This is a genomic window from Halonotius sp. F2-221B (genome assembly GCF_046719765.1).
GTDB lineage: Archaea > Halobacteriota > Halobacteria > Halobacteriales > Haloferacaceae > Halonotius.
In genome coordinates this window covers 48,739-67,104 of sequence record NZ_JABEBY010000013.1, presented here as the reverse complement: position 1 = coordinate 67,104, position 18,366 = coordinate 48,739, and the positions used below count along the sequence as shown (strand labels likewise).

Here is an 18,366-nt window from a genome sequence, read left to right as displayed (position 1 = left end):
CTGTATAATGTCTAATTTGAATCTAAGGAAGGGGTTATTCGATATTCAATTTGGGGTCGTCCTGGAGAATCAGTTTCTCTTTTTCTCCGCTCAGCAACTCCGACCTCGTATAAATTGCGGAGGAGACGGTCAGCCTGTGAACGGCTCATATCAAGATCGTTAGCTGTTTCTTCAGCTGTAGACCACTCTGCACCGATAAGATAATAAAATACTTTAGCTCTTCCTTCGATTTCATCGAAGGTTCTAGTAATATCTATCATGTTTTCGATTTATTTTGATCTTGATTATAGATTCTGTTATGGGAAGCGGTGCTGTGTGTGATTGTTCGATATATGTATGATCGACTCTATATACTCAACCATTGTGCGATTGGATGTGCTCAATTATCGCAGTGACCTCTGTTCTACATCCACTGTAATAGTTGAACTATCTCTATTACCATCATCATCAACGGTAATCAAAGTTATATCGTATTGTCCTTGCGTTCTAAAAGTACGCTCAAGAGTTTCTCCTCCTCCGGGTAGATTCCCGCCATCAACTCGCCAGATGTAGCGTTCAATCGTACCGTCTGGATCAGAGGAACCACTTGCATCAAATTTCACATCAAGTGGTGCCTCGCCAGACTGAGGATCGGCTTCAATGACCGCTGTCGGAGCTTTATTTGTATCTTCTGAGTTTTCGTCAGATTTTGATCCATCTGTTGAGGTTCCATCAGTTAAATCATCACCCACATCTACATTCTCCCCTACATCTACGTTGCTTCCCACTCCACTGTCATCATTGGACTCTGAAGATGAGAAGTCAACAGACCTGTCGGGAGTATCACAGCCATTACGTTCAAGTCCGGCTGTATTATCAACGAGGAACGCAGTTTTCATTTCACCTGAACAGACGGCAATTGGAATACTAGTATCCGCTGCTTCAACATCAAGTGAAATATGATGTTCATAATTTGAAATTTCTTCTTGTTGAATGTGAGAAGCAAGCCAATCATCTATTTTTTCGTTGTCAACAGTTGCAACAACATCAATATCGGTTGTCTCTCCACGTCGGAGCGTTCTGTCGTTTCTTTGTGTCTCCCACTCAAGTAATTGAATCTCATTAAACTGACTCCTGCCTGAGAATTCTGTGATTACGATAGGTACATTTGCATCGTTAGTGATAGTAAACTTCATTTCGACTTCTGATTCTTCTTCATCAACCTCACCCCATTCTGCCCCAGTATCTTCAAGTATAATTCTCCCATTTGCTTTCTCACCTTCAGCATTACTCAGTGACCCTCTCAGAGATTCTATTATATCTGTGGAGAATTCTTCATCCTTTGTGGCTGAAGGGTTTCCACTGAGTCCTGCTTTCGAAAATTCGCCTGACATCTGAATATTCACATCTGATGTTTCGTCATTATTCACATGTGATTCCCACCAAGTAGGGACATTATTACGAGAAACTGATGACGTGACACTTACTGTTGACGTACCTTCTTCGATGGTTGTTTGCGGTGTTGTGACAGTTGCCATTTCATAGCCATTCATACTAACTGTTCCAGATAACTCTGACTGAAAACTGGTTATTGGATTGGTAACTGAAACGTCTGATACAACCGAGAGATCCTGTTCAGTCACGTCTCCCCACCTATTATCTTCTATTTCCATGTCTGCTGATTCGCTGGCTCCAGCGTCATTTCCAATTATACCTGAGACAATACCCGGATTCAACGCAACAAATCCGGCACCGATAACAGCAGCTGTAACAGTGATAGCACCAATGATTTTGAGTATTTTGCTCATTTTGTATCAGATATTGTGAAACTGTATTATAATATTTTTGCTCATGCTTGACAGTAATATACAGTATAAAAACCCTCTCACCCGCAATAGATTGGTTTTTCTAAAAATCCAATGTCTAATCACCTTTTGCCAGGGATGAAAATAGTCTGATTTCTTAGATATTAATATGGCTTACGCAAGACAGAATCTCTATATGTTGCACAGCCCAATTACCCAATTTTGAGACAGATGCCGCTGTTTCGAGGCGTGAAACACGTCGGTGGCAGTTATCCGATACGGCCACAGTTGCAACGTAGTGAAATCTCAGATGTCATCGACTGTTGCTGACTCACCGGACGGTGACCACTCCCGCCCCGAGTCACGAGTTAGTCGCTTGCGGGGATGGCTGACCGAACACCCGTTCCATCTCGAAACTATGTTTGCGACGGCGGCAACCGCGCTCGCTATTATCGCAACCCCGTTTCTGTCGTTTGGCATTTTCGTGGCGTTAGAGGGAGACACAACGATACTTGGCATTGGGGCTGTCTTCATGGCTGGAAGTCTGCTTTCCGCCATCGTCTTGGCAGCAACGCTGGTGAGCCACGCCAACAGTGAAATCCGACACTCGGAGTTTCCGGCCAGGACGGAGTGGAACCTCCGGTCGATAGTCTACGGGGGTACCCGAGCCGTCGAAACACTAACAGCCGTCGGCTTTCTTCTTGGGGTCGTATCGTTCATCCTCGCTGGTATAGTGGCTGGATCAGTTCCGGATCTGATTTGGCTGATACTGGTAGTCAGTGTGGTGCCGTTGCACATTACTATTCTTGCCCACGCCGCAGTAGCAATTGGTGGAACCATCATATGGACGTTGTTCCATGGAAACTAACGTAATGTATACTGCCTCGCCTCACTTGATATCGTGAGCGTGGCGGATCGCCGTCAGGCATGCCGGTGAACACGACTTCGACTACCCGAACCGATCTAATGACTCAACTGTCGCGACGGTGAGAGTGGCGATCACGCCGCCGCCGACACCCCGCGTACCGAGTGTAATCTGCTTACAATGCCGGGGAATCGGCAACAATCATATAAGCTATATTGTGACTAATTAGCGTGCAAGAACAGCGCATATACAGCATTCATAGCTCTCGCTCAGAGATGTCGTCGGTACCGAGTGGTTGGTATGCAGGTCGTCACTAACTGAAGTCGTCGATAGAGCTTTGCCCGCTACCCGTATCGGGCGAAACGTTATTCGTGTTATTGATGGCCGTGGAGGACTTTTCACAATCTTGGTTTGCCAGTACCTCTTCATATCTGCGAATCGGGATCGCTTCTTCTGCGGCTATCTGCTTGATGCCGGCAACAGGTTCGAGTTCAAGTTCCGGGTCTGGACAAAAGATTAGTCGTTCTTGGGACTTGGCATCGCTGTATGTTGACATAGTTCCGCCGCTCCCGTCTGTAGCGACGACTATTACTGCATGGCTTAGTCCGGTAAGGGTCGCATTTCGGTTGAGAAATCCTGATCGGGACGGGCCAGCGTCTATCCGCCGCTGTGCAAGTAGCAAGCCGTTGTTGTCGACGATACGCTCAAAGAGTTGTTCGTTTTCTTCTGGAAATGGGACATTGATGCCGGTGCCGAGGATGGATATTGTCTCGCCTGCTGCGTCTAATGCCCCACTGTGTGCAGCGGTGTCGATGCCGGTCGCCCCACCACTAATAATGACACGGTCTTCGGCGGCTAATTCGGCTGCTACGGTCTGCGTCCAGTCAATTGCTTCTTCACTAGCTTCTCGTGTTCCTGTGAACCCGACACTATTATCTCTTGAAAGGAGTGCTGTATTTCCTTGAGCATACAATAGTAATGGTCCAGAAACGGCTTTGAGCCGGTCGGGATATTGCTCGTCAAAAATTGGTATAAGATCAATGCCGTTCTGACGGCAGCGGTTAAGTTCTGAGAGGATCTGATTGATGGTCGCTTCGTGTGATTGGAGCGCGTCGTAAGTTGACTCGTCAATGTAGTGATACTCAGAAAATTCCGCCAGCGATGCGTCGTAGACGGCCTCTGGACTCCCGAAATCTTGGATGAGTTTCTTTGCCCTGCTGTCCGCGATCCCGGAGATTTCGGTGAGTGCGACCGCCTTAGCAATGGTTTTATTCGACGTTGTCATCGCAACTTGTCCTCATCTAGTTGTTTGATATGGGTGATTGTTGCGCCTGGTCCCTTAATCTCGGTTATATCCCCCCATCCCGTGTTTAGACCATAGACCATTCCAACCACTTCTTCAGCACCGGCCTGCCGGAGTTCGTGCGCGGCAGTAGTTAGTGACGCCCCACTCGTACAGATGTCATCAAGGAGAATTATGGATGCGTTATTTATGTCGATATTTACGCTGATCGAGTCTGATGCGTTGGTCCAGCGCGCGGGTTTTGACTCAAGTTCTTTTTGTTGAGTAATATTTTCTTCACGGGTAAGGAGTCGCCTGTACGAGAGCGGCGTGGATTTTTCGATTACCGCCCCTGTGAGTTCAATTGGTTTGGAATATCCACCGTCGTGGCTAGGGAATGGAACCACGATGTCGTAATCATCTGCTGCCCGGAGGAACCGCCGGCAAATCATATCAGTGACTGCCTTTGGAATTCCTTTGTCGTCTTCATTACACTTGGCAAACCGATAGAGGCGCAGCGACCGCTGGTCTGGATTTTTTGTCACTGGTTGGTATAGATAGAGCGCAATAACATAGAGTGACTCATAGTTCTCGTACTTGCTTATAGGCTCAACAGTTCGAAAATAATGAGTGCCAGTTAGCCATGATGGAATAGAACCTGACTGGTTAAGAACACTGTATGTGAAATCTGCCGCGGTACACTCAAGTTCCTCAAGATCTGCCTCTAATTTGTGTCGGCGGTGGTCACGAATCTGTATTGAGCGTGCCAGTGATTCGGCATTTTGCCGGATTGTTTCCTCTGAGATAGACGTGTTATGTCCATCTATAATGAGGCATAGAGTGTCTGAATCCACCGTAAGATCAGCTAAACGAGAGCGAAATGAGTCTTTACTGATATTTGAATCGAGATATACATACTGACACTCTGCATCATTAGGGAGTCGTTCGGGAGACAGCCGACGGGCACCGTCAAGTATCTTAGATGCTGAATTTTCATCAAGATATTTCATTTGCTTTAATTCGTGTTCTGATAATGCGGCGATTTTCTCAACCGTATTATATCCGTTTCGCAACAGAAAATGACCACGAACAAGATCAACGCCTGGAATCTCAAAAACCTCGCAGTGTACCGAATCGTCGTAGCGTGCCCGTAGTGTATATGCGATAGCGTCAGCATCGCCATCGAATCTATTTAGCTTCGATATTTCTTGACTTGGAACTTCCTCCCTGATTCCGGCATAGTAGAGTCGTGAAGCAATTTTTTCCATTATTTGTTACAGAAGTTAACAGGCAACCCACTTATAATGTAATTAAACGACTAATTCATTTAATCATTCATGGAACATGGTCACCGTGCTGAACTGATGCTCTGTATCGGTCACTTGGTTACCTATCAACCACTGAATGGAATGATCCGCCGAGCGATGAATACAGCCCGCGTATGCAGCAATTCTCACTTCAGTTGCTTACACAACGGCGTGTTTCTACCTATTTCTATCTGTGAAACACTGCTTACAGGGCTTTATGTTTGAGAGCGCTTTGTAGCTGTATGACAAAAAAATCGGCTGATGAACGACCCTCCAATAGTACTATTGGCGAATCCTATTACTAAAGATGACCCTGTCCAGTCTGCGCTTATCAACGAAAACAAAGCTGCGAGTCATTTTTTCGGTTGGCGTAATCACAATCATTCTGTTGATAAGTATCCAATCAGCTGCCGCCTCGGCACCACCCGTTCAAATTGAGACATCGGCAGATGTTGAAGAACCGATGCCCGGTGAACGTGTTACTATCAACACAGAAATATCTAATCTTGAAAATAATAATGACAAAAATGTGGTAGTACGGTACGTATATGTGCGTAAGGGTGGCAGTGCATTAGACACATATCGACAATCGGAAGACGTAGGTGCTATTGCCCCTGGTGGCTCGTTAACAATTCCGTTCTCATTGAAATTTGATAGTTCTGGTCAGAAGCACTTCTATGTTGAAATAACTGTCTCACAAGAAGGTGAAGATTCAATTCATACTTATAAAAAACCAATTTACATCGACGTGACAGACTCCGATCTCCGTGGTGATGTAAGATTGACAAGTAACTCTGTATCTGGTAGCAATACCGTTACCATAGAAGGTGACGCCGCAAATATTGGTGGAACAGACGTAGACTCAGTACTACTGAGCATTCCGAACACAGATTTGGTTTCGCCGAGACCGCCAAACGGCGAGTACTATGTTGGCGGGATCGAGACCAGTGAATTTGGCACCTTCGAACTTACCGCTGATATCGCCAATGGGACAGACTCAGTGCCGGTCGAAATCACCTACATCACCACCAGTGAGAACCGAGACGACGAACGGGTAACCAAAACCCAGCGGATACCCGTGACAGATACCTCATCCGGCCTCCAACAAGCACAGCAAGCCCAAGCAACAGCGACTAACGGGCCACCATCTGGTGGCGGGCCACCAATGTTGCTCATAGGTGGTGTAGCCCTCCTCGTAGTCATCAGCATCCTCGGGGTGGTGCTGTGGCGTAGACAATGAGTGTAATCGAACTTGTGGATGTGGTCAAGCAATACGAGAGCGGCGAGGAGCTGATCACCGCTCTTGATGAGGTGACGTTTCAGGCCAGCCACGGCGAGATGGTCACGATCATCGGCCCGTCTGGGTCGGGAAAGAGTACCTTGCTCAATATGATCGGCTTGCTTGACACACCGACTGAGGGATCTGTGCAACTCAATGGTCGTGATGTCACGGATTGCTCCCCAGATGAGTTAACGGAAGAACGGCGGTCAGAGATCGGGTTCGTCTTCCAGGATTACCACCTTCTTCCGATGCTCACAGCGACCGAAAACGTCGAACTCCCGACAATGTGGGAGCCACAACTGGATAAACATGACCGAGCCGTTGATCTCCTGAGCCGTGTTGGACTGAGCGACCGATTATCTCATCAACCGACCCAGCTATCTGGTGGTCAGCGGCAGCGGGTTGCCATCGCTCGTGCCCTTATCAACGAACCCGATGTGTTACTGGCCGATGAACCAACTGGTAATTTAGATCAAGACACTGGAGCCACGATCTTGGATGAGTTGACCAGACTGAAAGAGACCGAGGATATCGCTATCGTTGCGGTCACCCATGATGAACAGTTGGTAGGGTATGCCGATCGCGTCGTTAAACTGGTGGATGGGACGATCAACACATGAAGAGTAAGCACCTCTTGCGTCGATTCCCGAGTGTGTTGATGGCCTGGCGAAATCTGGGTCGTAATCGGGTTCGAACCGCCTTGGCGACACTCGGCATCCTCATTGGGGTGGTCGCAATCGCCTCGTTAGGGATGGCGACGGCCGCCCTCCAACAGCAGGCCACCGCAGATCTGCAAGGGTTATCGAATGAGGTCACCGTCTCTGCAGGGCCAGATAATTCTCATGATGGGATAACTTCCGATCAAGTTGATGATATTGAAACAGTCGCGGGCGATGCGACGGTTGTCCCAGAAAAATCAAATTTCACAACTTTATCAGCCCGGAACGGGGCTGAAACACGACTTCGAGTGACCGCACTGACAAAGGCGGATGCGATGTACAACGTAACCCGCGGACAGGTCTCAAATCGTCTCCGATCAGGAGCGTTGCTCACCGATTCCGAGGCTAGGCGACTCGGCTTAGAAATCGGCGATCCGGTATCGTACAATGACAAGCTATACCGTATTCAAGGGATTTTGTCGTCGTCGCAGGGGTTCGGTGGGGCGCGACGTGAACTCGTCGTCCCGATGTCAGCGATGGCTGAGCAAGATCACTATGATTCGGTGACTGTCTTGACCACCTCTGAGCAGTCGGTAAATAGCTTGACGACTGATATTGAGTCGTGGTTCAATGACGAAGATGAGCAGATCGTCAACGTCAGAAACTTTGCTTCCGTCCAGCAGAGTGTCGACTCCTTTCTTGGTACCTTACAGCTCGGGCTGTTAGGGATCGGCTCAATCTCATTGGTGGTTGCCAGCGTAGCCATTCTCAACGTGATGTTGATGAGCACCGTTGAACGGCGCGGCGAAATCGGCGTTCTACGGGCTGTCGGCATCAGCCGTGGTGAAGTGCTTCGGATGATTCTCACAGAAGCTGCCTTCCTCGGGGTGATCGGTGGTATTCTCGGTGTGATGGTGTCTGCGACCATTGGGGTCGTGATCTTTGAGATCCTGATTGGGAGTCCACTCGATGCGTTCAGGTGGCAAAGCGCGAGATATCTATTGTACGGGATGGGGTTCGCTGTGTTTGCGAGTGTACTCAGCGGGCTCTATCCAGCCTGGAAAGCCGCAAATGAACGCCCTGTTGAGGCACTTCGTGACTGAGACTGGGGGACACTCGGGTTCGGAATCGACATGCAAGCAAGTTCTAACAGTTGGGTTGAAATCAAAGAAAAAAATATCGCAGCCTCTGCGTTGACTGTATCCTCTGCATCGGTCATTTAGCTATCCATCAACAGCTGGATAAAATGATTCGCCAACTGCTGAATGCAGAGCGCGTATCTTTCAAAATACTACTTTGAATATTGAGTTGCTTGCCAAGGACTAACCTAGTTTTTAGGCAGAATAAATTATTTATGACTGAGAGAAATTGATAATTTTATGACTGGGATGGCGGTAACGTGGAATAAAGACGAAATCCAAGTGATCGATGAAGGAGATTTTGAAAAAAAGGTTGTAGATATCATCGACGGATTCTTTCAAGATATAGATGAATATTCTGCAGTTACAGTTGAATGGAAAACTGAAAAAAGAGATCACGATTGCGTGTATAAAGTTTCACAAGAACCGTTGGTTCATCTTGATCGAAGTCGGTGCTTTATCGATATAATTGGACAACAGAAAGGTGGTGAATACAAGGTAGATCTCAAACCATCAGGTTTTGAAATAGAGACTCGTTCCACCGGTCATAAAGAAGAACTAACATTCCTACAGTTACGGCCCGAAGGAATAGCAATGGATCCAGAGGAAGAGGAAATATTTCTCAGTGGAATACCTGAAGATATAAAAGACGAGATTGTCAAAAGGTTCCCTACTGGATGAATTAATCTTACAAATATGTTTGTTTGCAGGATAAAGTTATAGAATGTCTAGGATCTCTCCAGAATCACTGATAGAATGGATAATTTATATTACGGTTTCAATTGTTCTATCACCAATTCTAATAATAGGAATGGGACAAATCTGGGAGATGGGAGTTTCCATTTCTCAAACGGGAACTTCGTATATATACGGGATCGGAGCTACAATTATAGCATTATTTTTGATTTATTCCCTCTTTTGTTTGTATATATCCCGTATTTTAACGAACAAATTACCATTTTAACCACCCGGAAATAAGAATAATCTCATAGTCTTTAATCTTCAAAAGAGATAGCTCAGACAATGCTCATTGATGAATTGAGTCTCTGTATCGGTCATTGCTCGACGTCCCCATCTTGAGACAGATACCGCTGTTTCACTGTCTTCGGTAAGAGCCGAGTATAATATTTGGGCTCGTCAAAAATTGAGATGGTATTTTGACTAGCGGTAACAGTTTTCGTGGTTCGTAGATCTGTCCGGACGAATCAATCACTGGACGAGTAATTTTTTAGATATCTGTCACCAGCATGGGCGACGATTATGAGTAGCGTCACTGTCGTGTCGGCGGAAGATTGCCCCTCAGCTATTGCCGAAATCAAAAATCTTGACGGTTAAATTTTAATACTTACATAATCGCTTAATTCACCGATTCAGCATCTGCTACTGACGACGGTAGATTTCAATCGACTGGAACAGATGGTTGATAGTGTGACAACTGTTACCAAGTCAGATCTATCCGTGGATTCGCCTATATTACACGAAGATCAGAAGACTATAGATATCGTCAAATCTTGGCATCCGCGATCACCGCTAAAAGAAACAGCCAAATTTACCGAGGCAACACCGCCACCACTGTCCGCCGGTGGCAGTTCTCACTAGCTTCCTCTTCTCCCGCTTGTCTCCAACTCACTCGTCTTTCTCTCCCTCTCGCGCCTGTATAAGATCGGTTTACCCCGCATATGGTAAGTTTGGTATCTCACCCCCAGAAGCATTTCTGGTCAGATTTGAAAATTATACTCCCCCCATGTGGGTTAATCAATCAATTAAATTTCGCCCATAGATTCCGCATAATATTTTTGACTATTACGAAAGCTATCCCAGGCCCTATCGCATGTCTCGCCGTTGCTGGAAGCCCACCTAACGAAGTCAGCATATCCTTTGTTTGAATACAATAACTACAGCCCCCTCGACGGTTGGTGTATGCCAATATTGCCCGATTGATGACCAAGCATGAGATCATTACCATAACCTCCTCCCCAGCTTACAGAGACAGTCTTCAAACACAGACGAAATTCAGACCGATACCAATCTGTCAGATTAAGAACCTACCGCAGCATCTTAGTTGGAATCCCCTCCAACATGATAATTTTTTGAATAAAATTGGTGGCTGGTTTAGGAAGTTTCGCTCGCCAGCCATCGACCGATAGTATCGCTTGACAGCTAATTCCGAAATAACTCATAGCAACATGAAAGTGATAATTAACCCGAATACAGACGCACAGACACATCAACAGCCAATTTCGCCATCTCTGAGGTGGTCTGCATGAGCATCGCTCTTGAAGACCTCCCCGAGGAGATGCAACAGATGATAGAATCACATAAACAGACGCTTGAACCGCTCTCTCCTGAAGATGGTGTCGAGCAATATCTTGAATCCAAGACGGGAGAGATACGCTCACAGACGGTTGAGGAATACAGCAGAAAACTTGATCATTTCCTTGATTACTGTGACCGAAACGATATTCAGAATCTAAATAACCTCAGTGGCCGTGACCTGAAGGATTACGCAAAATACCGGCGAGAGAACACAGCGCCCAATGGGAGAGAATTGACGAATAAAACTCTGAGAGATGACATGTATATATTGCGAGACATGTGTCGGTACTTAGCCGAGATTGAAGCGGTTGACAGAAATCTGAGTAAAAAAGTCGATATTCCTTCGCTAAATGTCGGTGATGGCGTCAGAGATATACAGATGGATCCAGACCGTGTAAATCAGATTCTGAAGCATCTCGATACGTACGAGTACGCTTCGAGAAATCACGTTATTTGGTGTCTAAAAACCGAGACAGGTCGGAGACCCAGCGACATTTACGCATTGGATGTGGAAGATGCATACGTTGACAATGATGCTCCATATATCGAGGTCGTCCACCGCGAAAACACCCAACTGAAAAATGGTGAGAATGGTGAGACGACTATTGCAATATCAGACCGTGTTGCCCAGATAATCAAGGATTACATCAATCATAAACGAATTGATGGAAAAACTGAGACTGGTCGAAAGCCGTTACTGACATCTCACCAAGGTCGGTTGTCGAAGATCTCGATCCGGAAGGCAGTCTACCAATACAGCTGCCCATGTATCGTCACAAATGAGTGTCCTCATGGTAGAGATATCCAAGATTGTGACGCTGCCCAGAAGGTGAACCATGCATATGAGTGTCCCTCAAGCAAGCCACCATATGCGCTAAGACATACGTACATTACTGAAAAACGAAATCAGGGAGTTCCAATTGACGTTCTCACAGAACGGTGCGACGCCAGTGAGCCAGTCATTGACAAACATTACGACGAACGTGATGACGATGAGAAACGTGAACTGCGTCGACAAATCCTCGAACAAGCTCGTGATGAGCGGGATAACGGGGGTCGGTACCTATGATAGAGTCATTCAGATTCCGCGGTTCTTGGCCCAAATCACATAAAAGGTCTAGCATACGCTCAGTGTTGAGCCGGCGTTCCCTAGGTTATTTATCAAATTTGGGCCAAGGGTTAAAGGCGTATATAGATTTCAGCTTAGACTCAGCCACCAACGAAAATGGATCTAATGATGATCAAAAGGATCTGACTAGCTTCGCTAATAAAACCGCAGACACGACACCTCCTAAAAAACCAGAGACGGGTGATCCTGACAAATCTGATGACACCGAAGATGGTGATGACGACGGTGATGATACTGATGGGTCTGACACGGTAGATGAAGACGACCGACCGGTCGGGGTTATCTATGCTCGGGTAAGCAGTGAAGGACAGACCGAAGACGACGAGGACAGCGACGATAACGATGACAATGACGATGACAATGTTGACTCAGGTAGCATTGAGGGCCAAATTAAGCAACTAAGGAAGGTGGCTGACAAGCGTGGTATCCGTCTTCCTCATGACCCGTTCATCGATAAGGCAAAAACCGGTCAGAACTTTGACCGTGAGGGAATCAAGCACCTCTTCAGAACGGCACAAAAAACGGATACCGACCATCTCTTGGTGGAAAAGGTAGATCGTGTTGGTCGCAATGCTGCTGAAACGCTATATTTCATCTCGGTACTGCAGAGTGAATGTGGCGTCACATTGGTAACTCCAAGCGGCGAACAAGATGTTGGTGAAAATGAAGGTCTAATGCATACGACACTGATGTCGTTGATGGCAGAGATACAAAACGACCTTCGCATAACCAAGGCCAAGAAGGAACGAGTTCGCAGATTCCTTGAGAAAAATAATTGGAAGTGTTCGTCACCGAGGGTACCATTGGGATATACTGAAACTGATGATGGATGGTTGACCGTCGACCCAGATGAGAAAAAGGTCGTTAGAGAAATATTCCGCAAATTCACGGAATGTGAAGTCTACGCGGAAACTAGACGTCATATCGAATCAAAATTTGACTCAGACACTCTCAATGGCCACCGAGTCAAAACCGTGCTGCAACAGGAAGCTTACATTGGTAAGCCACAGATTCCTGAGGAATGGATTGAAGACACCTCGTTCGATGACAACGTCGTTGATGATCCAGAACTGAACCTGTTGGAAACCGAAGACGGTGACTCGGTCAGTGAGGCAACGTTTGACGAGGCGCAAGCCATCATCGAACGAAAAAATCAGACTGATGATTCCGATGAAGAGCCGTATAGGTTGACTGACTTCGTTGATGAGTTTGGCCTTTTCCCGACGGTTGAGGCATCAGCCCCGGCCAGATTGATCCATTACTGTGGAGAGCCAATGGTAAAAGCCGGACAGGTAGGCCTCGGCGGTAAATTCGATATTACGACTCATCGATACATGTGTCCATCCTGTGAGGAGACTGAAGATCCATCTGATTACTACCGAAAATGGCCGAAGCAGCATGAGGCGGAAAAAATGGATCTCATCCGAGAGATCCTTGAAAGCGCGGAATCGGTTTACGATTCGGTAGCCGAAGCAGCCGCCGCAATCAGAAACCGAGACGCCGAAGATAGCGACGAGGAAGAATCGGATATCGACGACGAAGAAACGGAAAACGACGACGAATAACGTATTCTCCGAAGACCGCCACGACCGTTAGCGGCAGCTATCGAGATACGTTAGATACGTCTCCACCATCGCTGCGGTGATTTTCTCTTTTCGAGATGTTGGCATCGATGGTCGGTTGACGTTGTCCTGCTGAAATCGCATCCGTATGTCGGTGACCTCCTCGAAGGTGTCGTCGTCGATAATCTGATACTCGGGAACGTGCTCGGCAACGTCACCAAGTTCGTACCATCCTCGATAAATCTCGTTGCGGAGGATGTCACCGACGGCTCGCGGTGTCCAACTACCGCCATCAGCAGTGACGAGCCCGGCATCGTTGAGTTGCTCGGCCACAGTTGGCATAGATCTAGCATCGATATAGGCGTCAAAGATCCGGCGAATGAGCTGCGCTTCCTGCTCGTTAATCTGGAGCCGTTGATCGTCAGTGAGATCGTAGCCAAGCGGTGCATTCTGATTAGCCCATTTGTGTTCCTCAGCCTGCGAGTTGATGCCGAGTTGAGTTCGTTGTTTGATCATATCCCGCTCGAATTCGGCTGCGCTCGCCAAATTACGGAAGTTGAATCGGCCTGTCGGAGATGTGGTATCGATCTGCTCGGTGACGCTGTAGAGATACACGTCAAATTCACGCAGTTCCGATTCGAGCTGGACTGCATGGATGAGGCTGCGCGAAAATCGATCTAGCTTCCAGAAAACGATCACATCGAACGCATTCTGTTTAGCCAGATCGATCATCTGCTGAAACATGGGCCGGTCGGTATCCGCACCGCTGATCGATTCGTCTCGATAAATGAACCCGACCGTCCAGCCGAGTTTCTCGCAATGATCGAGACATTTTCGAACTTGTCCATCTAGTGAATAGCCCTCTTCACGAGTCGTATCTGATGTGCGAGCGTAGACCGCTGTCCGAAGCGAGCGGTCATCGGCGTGATTAGTTACACGCTCTCGGATGTGTGTCCCGTCGATCATTCAACGACCTCCCTGATATCTGCAGCTCGAAGCCGGATCGTCTCTGTCGAAACGCCAGCTGCCTCAGCAACAGTCTGCTGGGTGATCGTCTCTCCCGCGCGATAGAGGGTGGCGGCAGCGATACCTGCTGGATCTTTGCCAATCAGTGTATTGGCACCGTTGATCGATTGGAGCTCCTCACGCGTGCGATCTATTGTCGATTCGTTAACAGACAAAGCCTGGTCAAAGAACCACAGATACGACTCAGGTGAGACTCCTGCTGCTGGGAGATCAATTTCTCCTTCGAGGTCACGATAGCAGCCTCTGAACGTCCCATCGGAGACTGGCTTTAGCCCAGTGAGACGGCGGGTTGGAATCGGCTTGTCTGCCTGGATTGAACCCGCACGTACGCAGGCGGCAATCATACTCTCAGTCGCTCGACCGTCTGTTAATTCGGCATTGAATGCTGATGCATAGACCTGTGCCGCGGTCTCACGAATGTCAGCCGGGAGTGGTAATTGATCGGCGAAGTCTTCGATGGTCTCGAATGCGGCTGCCAGTTGTTCTTCGGTGGCATTGGTGATCCGACAGAACTCGTTCCATGAGTCTTGCTCAGAGTTGGTTGTTGCTTCATCCGACCGTACCCAGTCGGGTTTCACATCATTCTCAGCTGAATCGTGGATCACGAAGCCACAGGCTGTACACATGCCGTCGAACCGATAGGCATCGTCTGCTATTCCAGCAGTATCGCAGACTGGACAGGCTTGCTGTTCGCCTACTGTTTCAGCCACCGGTCTTCACCTCCCGAATACGGCTGGCCTGCTGGGATGGTTTCTTAGCTATCATGGGGAGTCTTCGACCGTAGCAATCTCCTTGACCCACTGCTCGATTAATTCGGAGAGTGACTGCTGCGTTCGTCGGCAGTAGTCCATGATGGCTTGCTTTTCTGCATCCGATATACGAACGGCCTCGGGAAGCTCCAAGTACTGTGGATGTGCTGCTCCGAACTCGACCTGTTTCCGTACTACTTCGAGTCGTGTTTCTGGATTTTCGAGTGCCAGTTTGACGAACTCGATAGCCCTATCGGCATCTCGGAAGGTAACAGCAATCGCTGCAATGCCGATTTGACGGTCAGTACTCACTGCTTCGTTTCGTGTGATCTCTTGTGCGACATCCCATCGAAGGCCGCTGTATTGCCGAACATCTGGATTGTGATTTTTCAGCGCGGCCCAGTCCTGATCTGTGCCAGTCGGCCCACCAGACAGCAGTGGATGGATTTCTTCAGGCAGCGACAAAACCTCAAGATACTGCTGGACAGCACTAGGTGATCGCGTGATGCGCTCGGCGACGGTTGCAGCAACGCCGTATGTTGAATCTGTTTCTGTGTCGAGCTCACTGGCCAGTGACTGACAATACTGTGCCCAATCATACGTTGTCCAGTCACGGGTGAGTGCCTCTGGTTCTGTCGCCGTAAGGGCAGCTACTATTGAGTCATGGATGTTTACAGGAAGCTGCTCCCACCCGTTTTGAGTCGCTGCTTGGTACCGCTGCCAACCATTTGTGATGTGGTAGACCTCTTGCTCGCTATCCGACCGAACAATCAGTGGATAGGCGAGGCCATCATTAGCCACAGATTCGATGAGCTCTGGAGTCGGCTCGACACGGCGTGGATTATGCTCGCCGTGAATCAACTGCTCAATCGGTATCAGTGCGTCGTAGGTATCCGGCAACGATTCCTCTGGGGGACGGTTCACAGTGCTTTGAGCCATATCAGCTCCACCCCCGGTTGTCTGCAAGCAGTTCTAACCGCTCCATGTAGAGTTCGCGCACGAGTTCACTGTGAGAACTCACTCCGCGATCCCGCATGGCCTGTACGTGCCACCGACTGTGGCGTTGCGTATCTGGGCCTAAGAGGTCGATTTTCTTGAACGGTCGCTGTGGTTCGACCTCTTCGTGGAGTTCACGGAGTGTTTCTGTATGCTCCTGTAGTGTCTCTCGAAAGGCCTGTTGACCAGATTCTGGTGACGTACTGTCCAGCGCGGTCGAAACCTCTTGACGAAACTCTCGCAGGGAACGACGCAGTTCTTGTTCCGACATGGCGTCGAACCGCAACGATCCAACAGCGTCTAACACGGCATCAGTTGCATCCAGACTGTCACCGTCTAATTGCTCTTCCAGTGTGTCGTGGAGCGCGACGACCTCTCTAGACGTGCCGGACTTACCTTCACCAGACCCGAGAGTGGTTCGTGAATCGATCCCGTAGTTTTCAAGCGCGTCTCGCTCCGTGAATGATCGCTCATCGGAGTCTTTGAACAAGGCCTGTATTTCAGGTGGAAGTTTTGCTGTCCGAAGATGGCCCTGTACCAACTCAATCGCATTATTGTCTGTTCGACCGTAGAACCGCTCAGCAATGTACTCCAGTGCTTCTTCTTCGCTATCGAAGCGGTCTTGCTGGAGATCTAAATCGCCGTTTTCTGTATCAGCCTGCTGCTCTGTGTCCGACAGTGGCCGAACCAATTCATAGATGAGATTGAGTTGGCTGGCGATCTCTTGTTCGGAGAGGTCACGTCGCTCTGTGTTCTCTGATAGTGACCTCCAGGCCGCTTCTATGTCGTTTGCAGACAGTATTTTGCAAGAGACCGTCTCTTGGCCAACTTCGATAGCTGCATGATACCGTCTGGAACCGGTGATAATCGCGTATTTGTGGTCGGTGTTGCCATCTGAGTCAGCGTCGACGGTGTCGGATGTCTCTGTTGTTGAAGTTGCCCCCAGATCAACATCGACATCGTCGATAGGTCTGACCAGAATATCGTGCATCATTCCATCATCCTTGATGGAATCGGCTAACCGACGATCAAGTTCATCGCCAGTCCAAGCCTTGTCTCGTGATTGGAATGGATCGACGATCAAATCTTGCACTGGAACCTCTGCTTGCTGTATCATACGCCAACCACCTCTTCGTCAGCCATGTCGCGGATGATCTGCTGCCAGCCAACCTGTTCGAGATTGATCGCAACTTCGTCGTCAGTGCCATTGTTCTCGATGGTCACCTTAGCGACGAAGCTGTCCGCATCTGCTGAGAGCTTCTCCTGCACCTCTGTGACGGCAGCTTCGTAGGTCTCATACACAGTGACCGTATCACCGACGAAGACGTAGAAGCCATCATCAGCGTCGATAGAGAACTGTGTGGCTACCATCACCGCTCACCTCCCTCACTATCGAGGTCGTCAAAGTCATCATTGGCAATGTCCAGAACCTGATCATCGGTGACTTGGTACGGTTTGAGTGTGCCGTACTCCTCTGGCAGGATGTGCTGATTGATGCGGATTACCAGTTGTTCCGACAACTTGGGCCGGATATCTTCTGGCCCCTGCCAGCTCATATATCTGCCATCGGATTGTTCGGTGTACAGCGTGGCTGTCTCGACAACTGACCGCAGATTTAGATTCTTGACATTAAACCCGAGATCAGTGTAGAGGCCCCGCTCGCTGTTTCGCCGCCGGGTTGCTTCCCGGACAGCTTCTTCAGCAGGGTCAGCCACAAACTGGAGATCAAACTCCGATGTTTGTGCTGGTGTTACCTCGGCCAGACGATCATCTGTAACCCGAACTGTCATTGAGGTCACAGACAGGTCTGGCTCGACAGAGATCTCATCCGTGTCCAGCGTGGTAAGCTCCTCACAGATGGCCTCAATGGCCTCATCATCGAGTGGGTTGTCAGGTGCTCCACTCTCATCCCCACCCAATTGTGTGTAATCAATCTGGAGCCGATGGTTCGTCTCTTGTTCACGGACTACTCCGTACTCTCGAAGCTCATCTACCAGGGTCTGGTTGGTCGTAGTAACACTACCATTAGCTTGGATCCGAACGATTTGTCCATCGTAATGATCCAACACTGCGCGGAATGAATTGGTCAGTAGTGATGGAATCCGAAAGGTCCGGGATAACTGGGTTTCCTCATCAAGAGTAGCGTTCATCGTCCACCTCCCGCTGGTGGCCGCGAGGGTTCCGTCATTCCAGGAACACTCGGTTTGAATCCAGCAAACGTATCTTCAGGATCCGTAGGTTGTTTATCTAGGTAGACTCCTTCTGCATGG

General features: G+C 48.5%; 17 protein-coding genes. 7 read left to right on the top strand and 10 right to left on the bottom strand.

The window, feature by feature from the left end; genetic code table 11:
* Positions 1-11 precede the first annotated feature (11 nt).
* Both HKK80_RS10745 and HKK80_RS10740 read right to left on the bottom strand, forming a co-directional pair.
* Positions 12-260 (bottom strand): helix-turn-helix domain-containing protein, encoded by a 249-nt coding sequence (locus HKK80_RS10745; RefSeq protein ID WP_411799597.1) that lies wholly within the window; start codon positions 258-260, stop codon positions 12-14.
* Between the two features lie 123 nt (positions 261-383).
* Positions 384-1,787: a PKD domain-containing protein gene (locus tag HKK80_RS10740; protein ID WP_411799596.1), complete on the bottom strand. Its 1,404-nt coding sequence runs from the start codon at positions 1,785-1,787 to the stop codon at positions 384-386.
* A 415-nt stretch (positions 1,788-2,202) separates the two neighbouring features.
* On the opposite strand from HKK80_RS10740, the gene HKK80_RS10735 reads away from it, so the two are divergent.
* Entirely contained in the window at positions 2,203-2,652 is a 450-nt protein-coding gene (locus HKK80_RS10735; RefSeq protein ID WP_411799595.1) for a hypothetical protein, read from the top strand.
* Between the two features lie 310 nt (positions 2,653-2,962).
* On the opposite strand, the gene HKK80_RS10730 is transcribed toward HKK80_RS10735, so the two are convergent.
* Together HKK80_RS10730 and HKK80_RS10725 are read right to left on the bottom strand one after the other, a co-directional pair.
* Positions 2,963-3,934, bottom strand: a complete 972-nt coding sequence (locus tag HKK80_RS10730) for a DNA-processing protein DprA (protein WP_411799594.1) — start codon at positions 3,932-3,934, stop codon at positions 2,963-2,965.
* Positions 3,931-5,199 carry a helix-hairpin-helix domain-containing protein gene (locus HKK80_RS10725; protein ID WP_411799593.1) on the bottom strand — a complete coding sequence of 423 codons (1,269 nt, stop codon included), beginning with the start codon at positions 5,197-5,199 and terminating at the stop codon, positions 3,931-3,933. Before HKK80_RS10725 ends, HKK80_RS10730 begins: the two co-directional genes overlap by 4 nt.
* A 346-nt stretch (positions 5,200-5,545) precedes the next feature.
* Here HKK80_RS10725 and HKK80_RS10720 point away from each other — a divergent pair, with 346 nt between their 5' ends.
* The 6 genes from HKK80_RS10720 to HKK80_RS10695 all read left to right on the top strand — a co-directional run bounded on the left by HKK80_RS10720 (position 5,546) and on the right by HKK80_RS10695 (position 13,328).
* Positions 5,546-6,478, top strand: a complete 933-nt coding sequence (locus tag HKK80_RS10720) for a hypothetical protein (protein ID WP_411799592.1) — start codon at positions 5,546-5,548, stop codon at positions 6,476-6,478.
* The gene (locus HKK80_RS10715) at positions 6,475-7,140 is read left to right on the top strand and encodes an ABC transporter ATP-binding protein (RefSeq protein WP_411799591.1); all 666 of its coding nucleotides are present in this window, start codon (positions 6,475-6,477) and stop codon (positions 7,138-7,140) included. The genes HKK80_RS10720 and HKK80_RS10715 overlap by 4 nt, the downstream gene beginning before the upstream one ends.
* Positions 7,137-8,282 carry an ABC transporter permease gene (locus tag HKK80_RS10710; RefSeq protein ID WP_411799590.1) on the top strand — a complete coding sequence of 382 codons (1,146 nt, stop codon included), beginning with the start codon at positions 7,137-7,139 and terminating at the stop codon, positions 8,280-8,282. Before HKK80_RS10715 ends, HKK80_RS10710 begins: the two co-directional genes overlap by 4 nt.
* 276 nt (positions 8,283-8,558) lie before the next feature.
* A complete protein-coding gene (locus tag HKK80_RS10705) occupies positions 8,559-8,999 on the top strand; it encodes a hypothetical protein (RefSeq protein ID WP_411799589.1) in 441 nt (146 codons plus the stop codon).
* A gap of 1,582 nt (positions 9,000-10,581) precedes the next feature.
* Positions 10,582-11,703, top strand: a complete 1,122-nt coding sequence (locus HKK80_RS10700) for a tyrosine-type recombinase/integrase (RefSeq protein WP_411799588.1) — start codon at positions 10,582-10,584, stop codon at positions 11,701-11,703.
* Positions 11,704-11,768: 65 nt separating this feature from the next.
* Entirely contained in the window at positions 11,769-13,328 is a 1,560-nt protein-coding gene (locus HKK80_RS10695; RefSeq protein WP_411799587.1) for a recombinase family protein, read from the top strand.
* Positions 13,329-13,355: 27 nt separating this feature from the next.
* On the opposite strand, the gene HKK80_RS10690 is transcribed toward HKK80_RS10695, so the two are convergent.
* From HKK80_RS10690 to HKK80_RS10665, 6 genes are read right to left on the bottom strand one after another with little or no spacing between them, the layout of a single operon-like run.
* Positions 13,356-14,291 (bottom strand): recombinase family protein, encoded by a 936-nt coding sequence (locus HKK80_RS10690; protein ID WP_411799586.1) that lies wholly within the window; start codon positions 14,289-14,291, stop codon positions 13,356-13,358.
* Positions 14,288-15,061, bottom strand: a complete 774-nt coding sequence (locus HKK80_RS10685) for a hypothetical protein (protein WP_411799585.1) — start codon at positions 15,059-15,061, stop codon at positions 14,288-14,290. The genes HKK80_RS10690 and HKK80_RS10685 overlap by 4 nt, the downstream gene beginning before the upstream one ends.
* A gap of 51 nt (positions 15,062-15,112) precedes the next feature.
* Complete coding sequence (locus HKK80_RS10680; RefSeq protein WP_411799584.1) at positions 15,113-16,039, bottom strand: ParB/RepB/Spo0J family partition protein; 927 nt, start codon at positions 16,037-16,039, stop codon at positions 15,113-15,115.
* 1 nt (position 16,040) lies between these two features.
* A complete protein-coding gene (locus HKK80_RS10675; RefSeq protein WP_411799583.1) occupies positions 16,041-17,213 on the bottom strand; it encodes a ParB/RepB/Spo0J family partition protein in 1,173 nt (390 codons plus the stop codon).
* The gene (locus tag HKK80_RS10670; protein ID WP_411799582.1) at positions 17,210-17,467 is read right to left on the bottom strand and encodes a hypothetical protein; all 258 of its coding nucleotides are present in this window, start codon (positions 17,465-17,467) and stop codon (positions 17,210-17,212) included. The genes HKK80_RS10675 and HKK80_RS10670 overlap by 4 nt, the downstream gene beginning before the upstream one ends.
* Entirely contained in the window at positions 17,467-18,246 is a 780-nt protein-coding gene (locus HKK80_RS10665) for a hypothetical protein (RefSeq protein ID WP_411799581.1), read from the bottom strand. The genes HKK80_RS10670 and HKK80_RS10665 overlap by 1 nt, the downstream gene beginning before the upstream one ends.
* Positions 18,247-18,366 lie beyond the last annotated feature (120 nt).

Bases quoted from the DNA above. Each gene is read 5' to 3' on its own strand.
- HKK80_RS10710 (WP_411799590.1), top strand. From the start codon at position 7,137: ATGAAGAGTAAGCACCTCTTGCGTCGATTCCCGAGTGTGTTGATGGCC.
- HKK80_RS10705 (WP_411799589.1), top strand. From the start codon at position 8,559: ATGACTGGGATGGCGGTAACGTGGAATAAAGACGAAATCCAAGTGATC.
- HKK80_RS10675 (WP_411799583.1), bottom strand. From the start codon at position 17,213: ATGATACAGCAAGCAGAGGTTCCAGTGCAAGATTTGATCGTCGATCCA.
- HKK80_RS10690 (WP_411799586.1), bottom strand. From the start codon at position 14,291: ATGATCGACGGGACACACATCCGAGAGCGTGTAACTAATCACGCCGAT.
- HKK80_RS10720 (WP_411799592.1), top strand. From the start codon at position 5,546: ATGACCCTGTCCAGTCTGCGCTTATCAACGAAAACAAAGCTGCGAGTC.
- HKK80_RS10740 (WP_411799596.1), bottom strand. From the start codon at position 1,787: ATGAGCAAAATACTCAAAATCATTGGTGCTATCACTGTTACAGCTGCT.
- HKK80_RS10670 (WP_411799582.1), bottom strand. From the start codon at position 17,467: ATGGTAGCCACACAGTTCTCTATCGACGCTGATGATGGCTTCTACGTC.
- HKK80_RS10730 (WP_411799594.1), bottom strand. From the start codon at position 3,934: ATGACAACGTCGAATAAAACCATTGCTAAGGCGGTCGCACTCACCGAA.
- HKK80_RS10725 (WP_411799593.1), bottom strand. From the start codon at position 5,199: ATGGAAAAAATTGCTTCACGACTCTACTATGCCGGAATCAGGGAGGAA.
- HKK80_RS10745 (WP_411799597.1), bottom strand. From the start codon at position 260: ATGATAGATATTACTAGAACCTTCGATGAAATCGAAGGAAGAGCTAAA.
- HKK80_RS10735 (WP_411799595.1), top strand. From the start codon at position 2,203: ATGTTTGCGACGGCGGCAACCGCGCTCGCTATTATCGCAACCCCGTTT.
- HKK80_RS10665 (WP_411799581.1), bottom strand. From the start codon at position 18,246: ATGAACGCTACTCTTGATGAGGAAACCCAGTTATCCCGGACCTTTCGG.
- HKK80_RS10700 (WP_411799588.1), top strand. From the start codon at position 10,582: ATGAGCATCGCTCTTGAAGACCTCCCCGAGGAGATGCAACAGATGATA.
- HKK80_RS10715 (WP_411799591.1), top strand. From the start codon at position 6,475: ATGAGTGTAATCGAACTTGTGGATGTGGTCAAGCAATACGAGAGCGGC.
- HKK80_RS10680 (WP_411799584.1), bottom strand. From the start codon at position 16,039: ATGGCTCAAAGCACTGTGAACCGTCCCCCAGAGGAATCGTTGCCGGAT.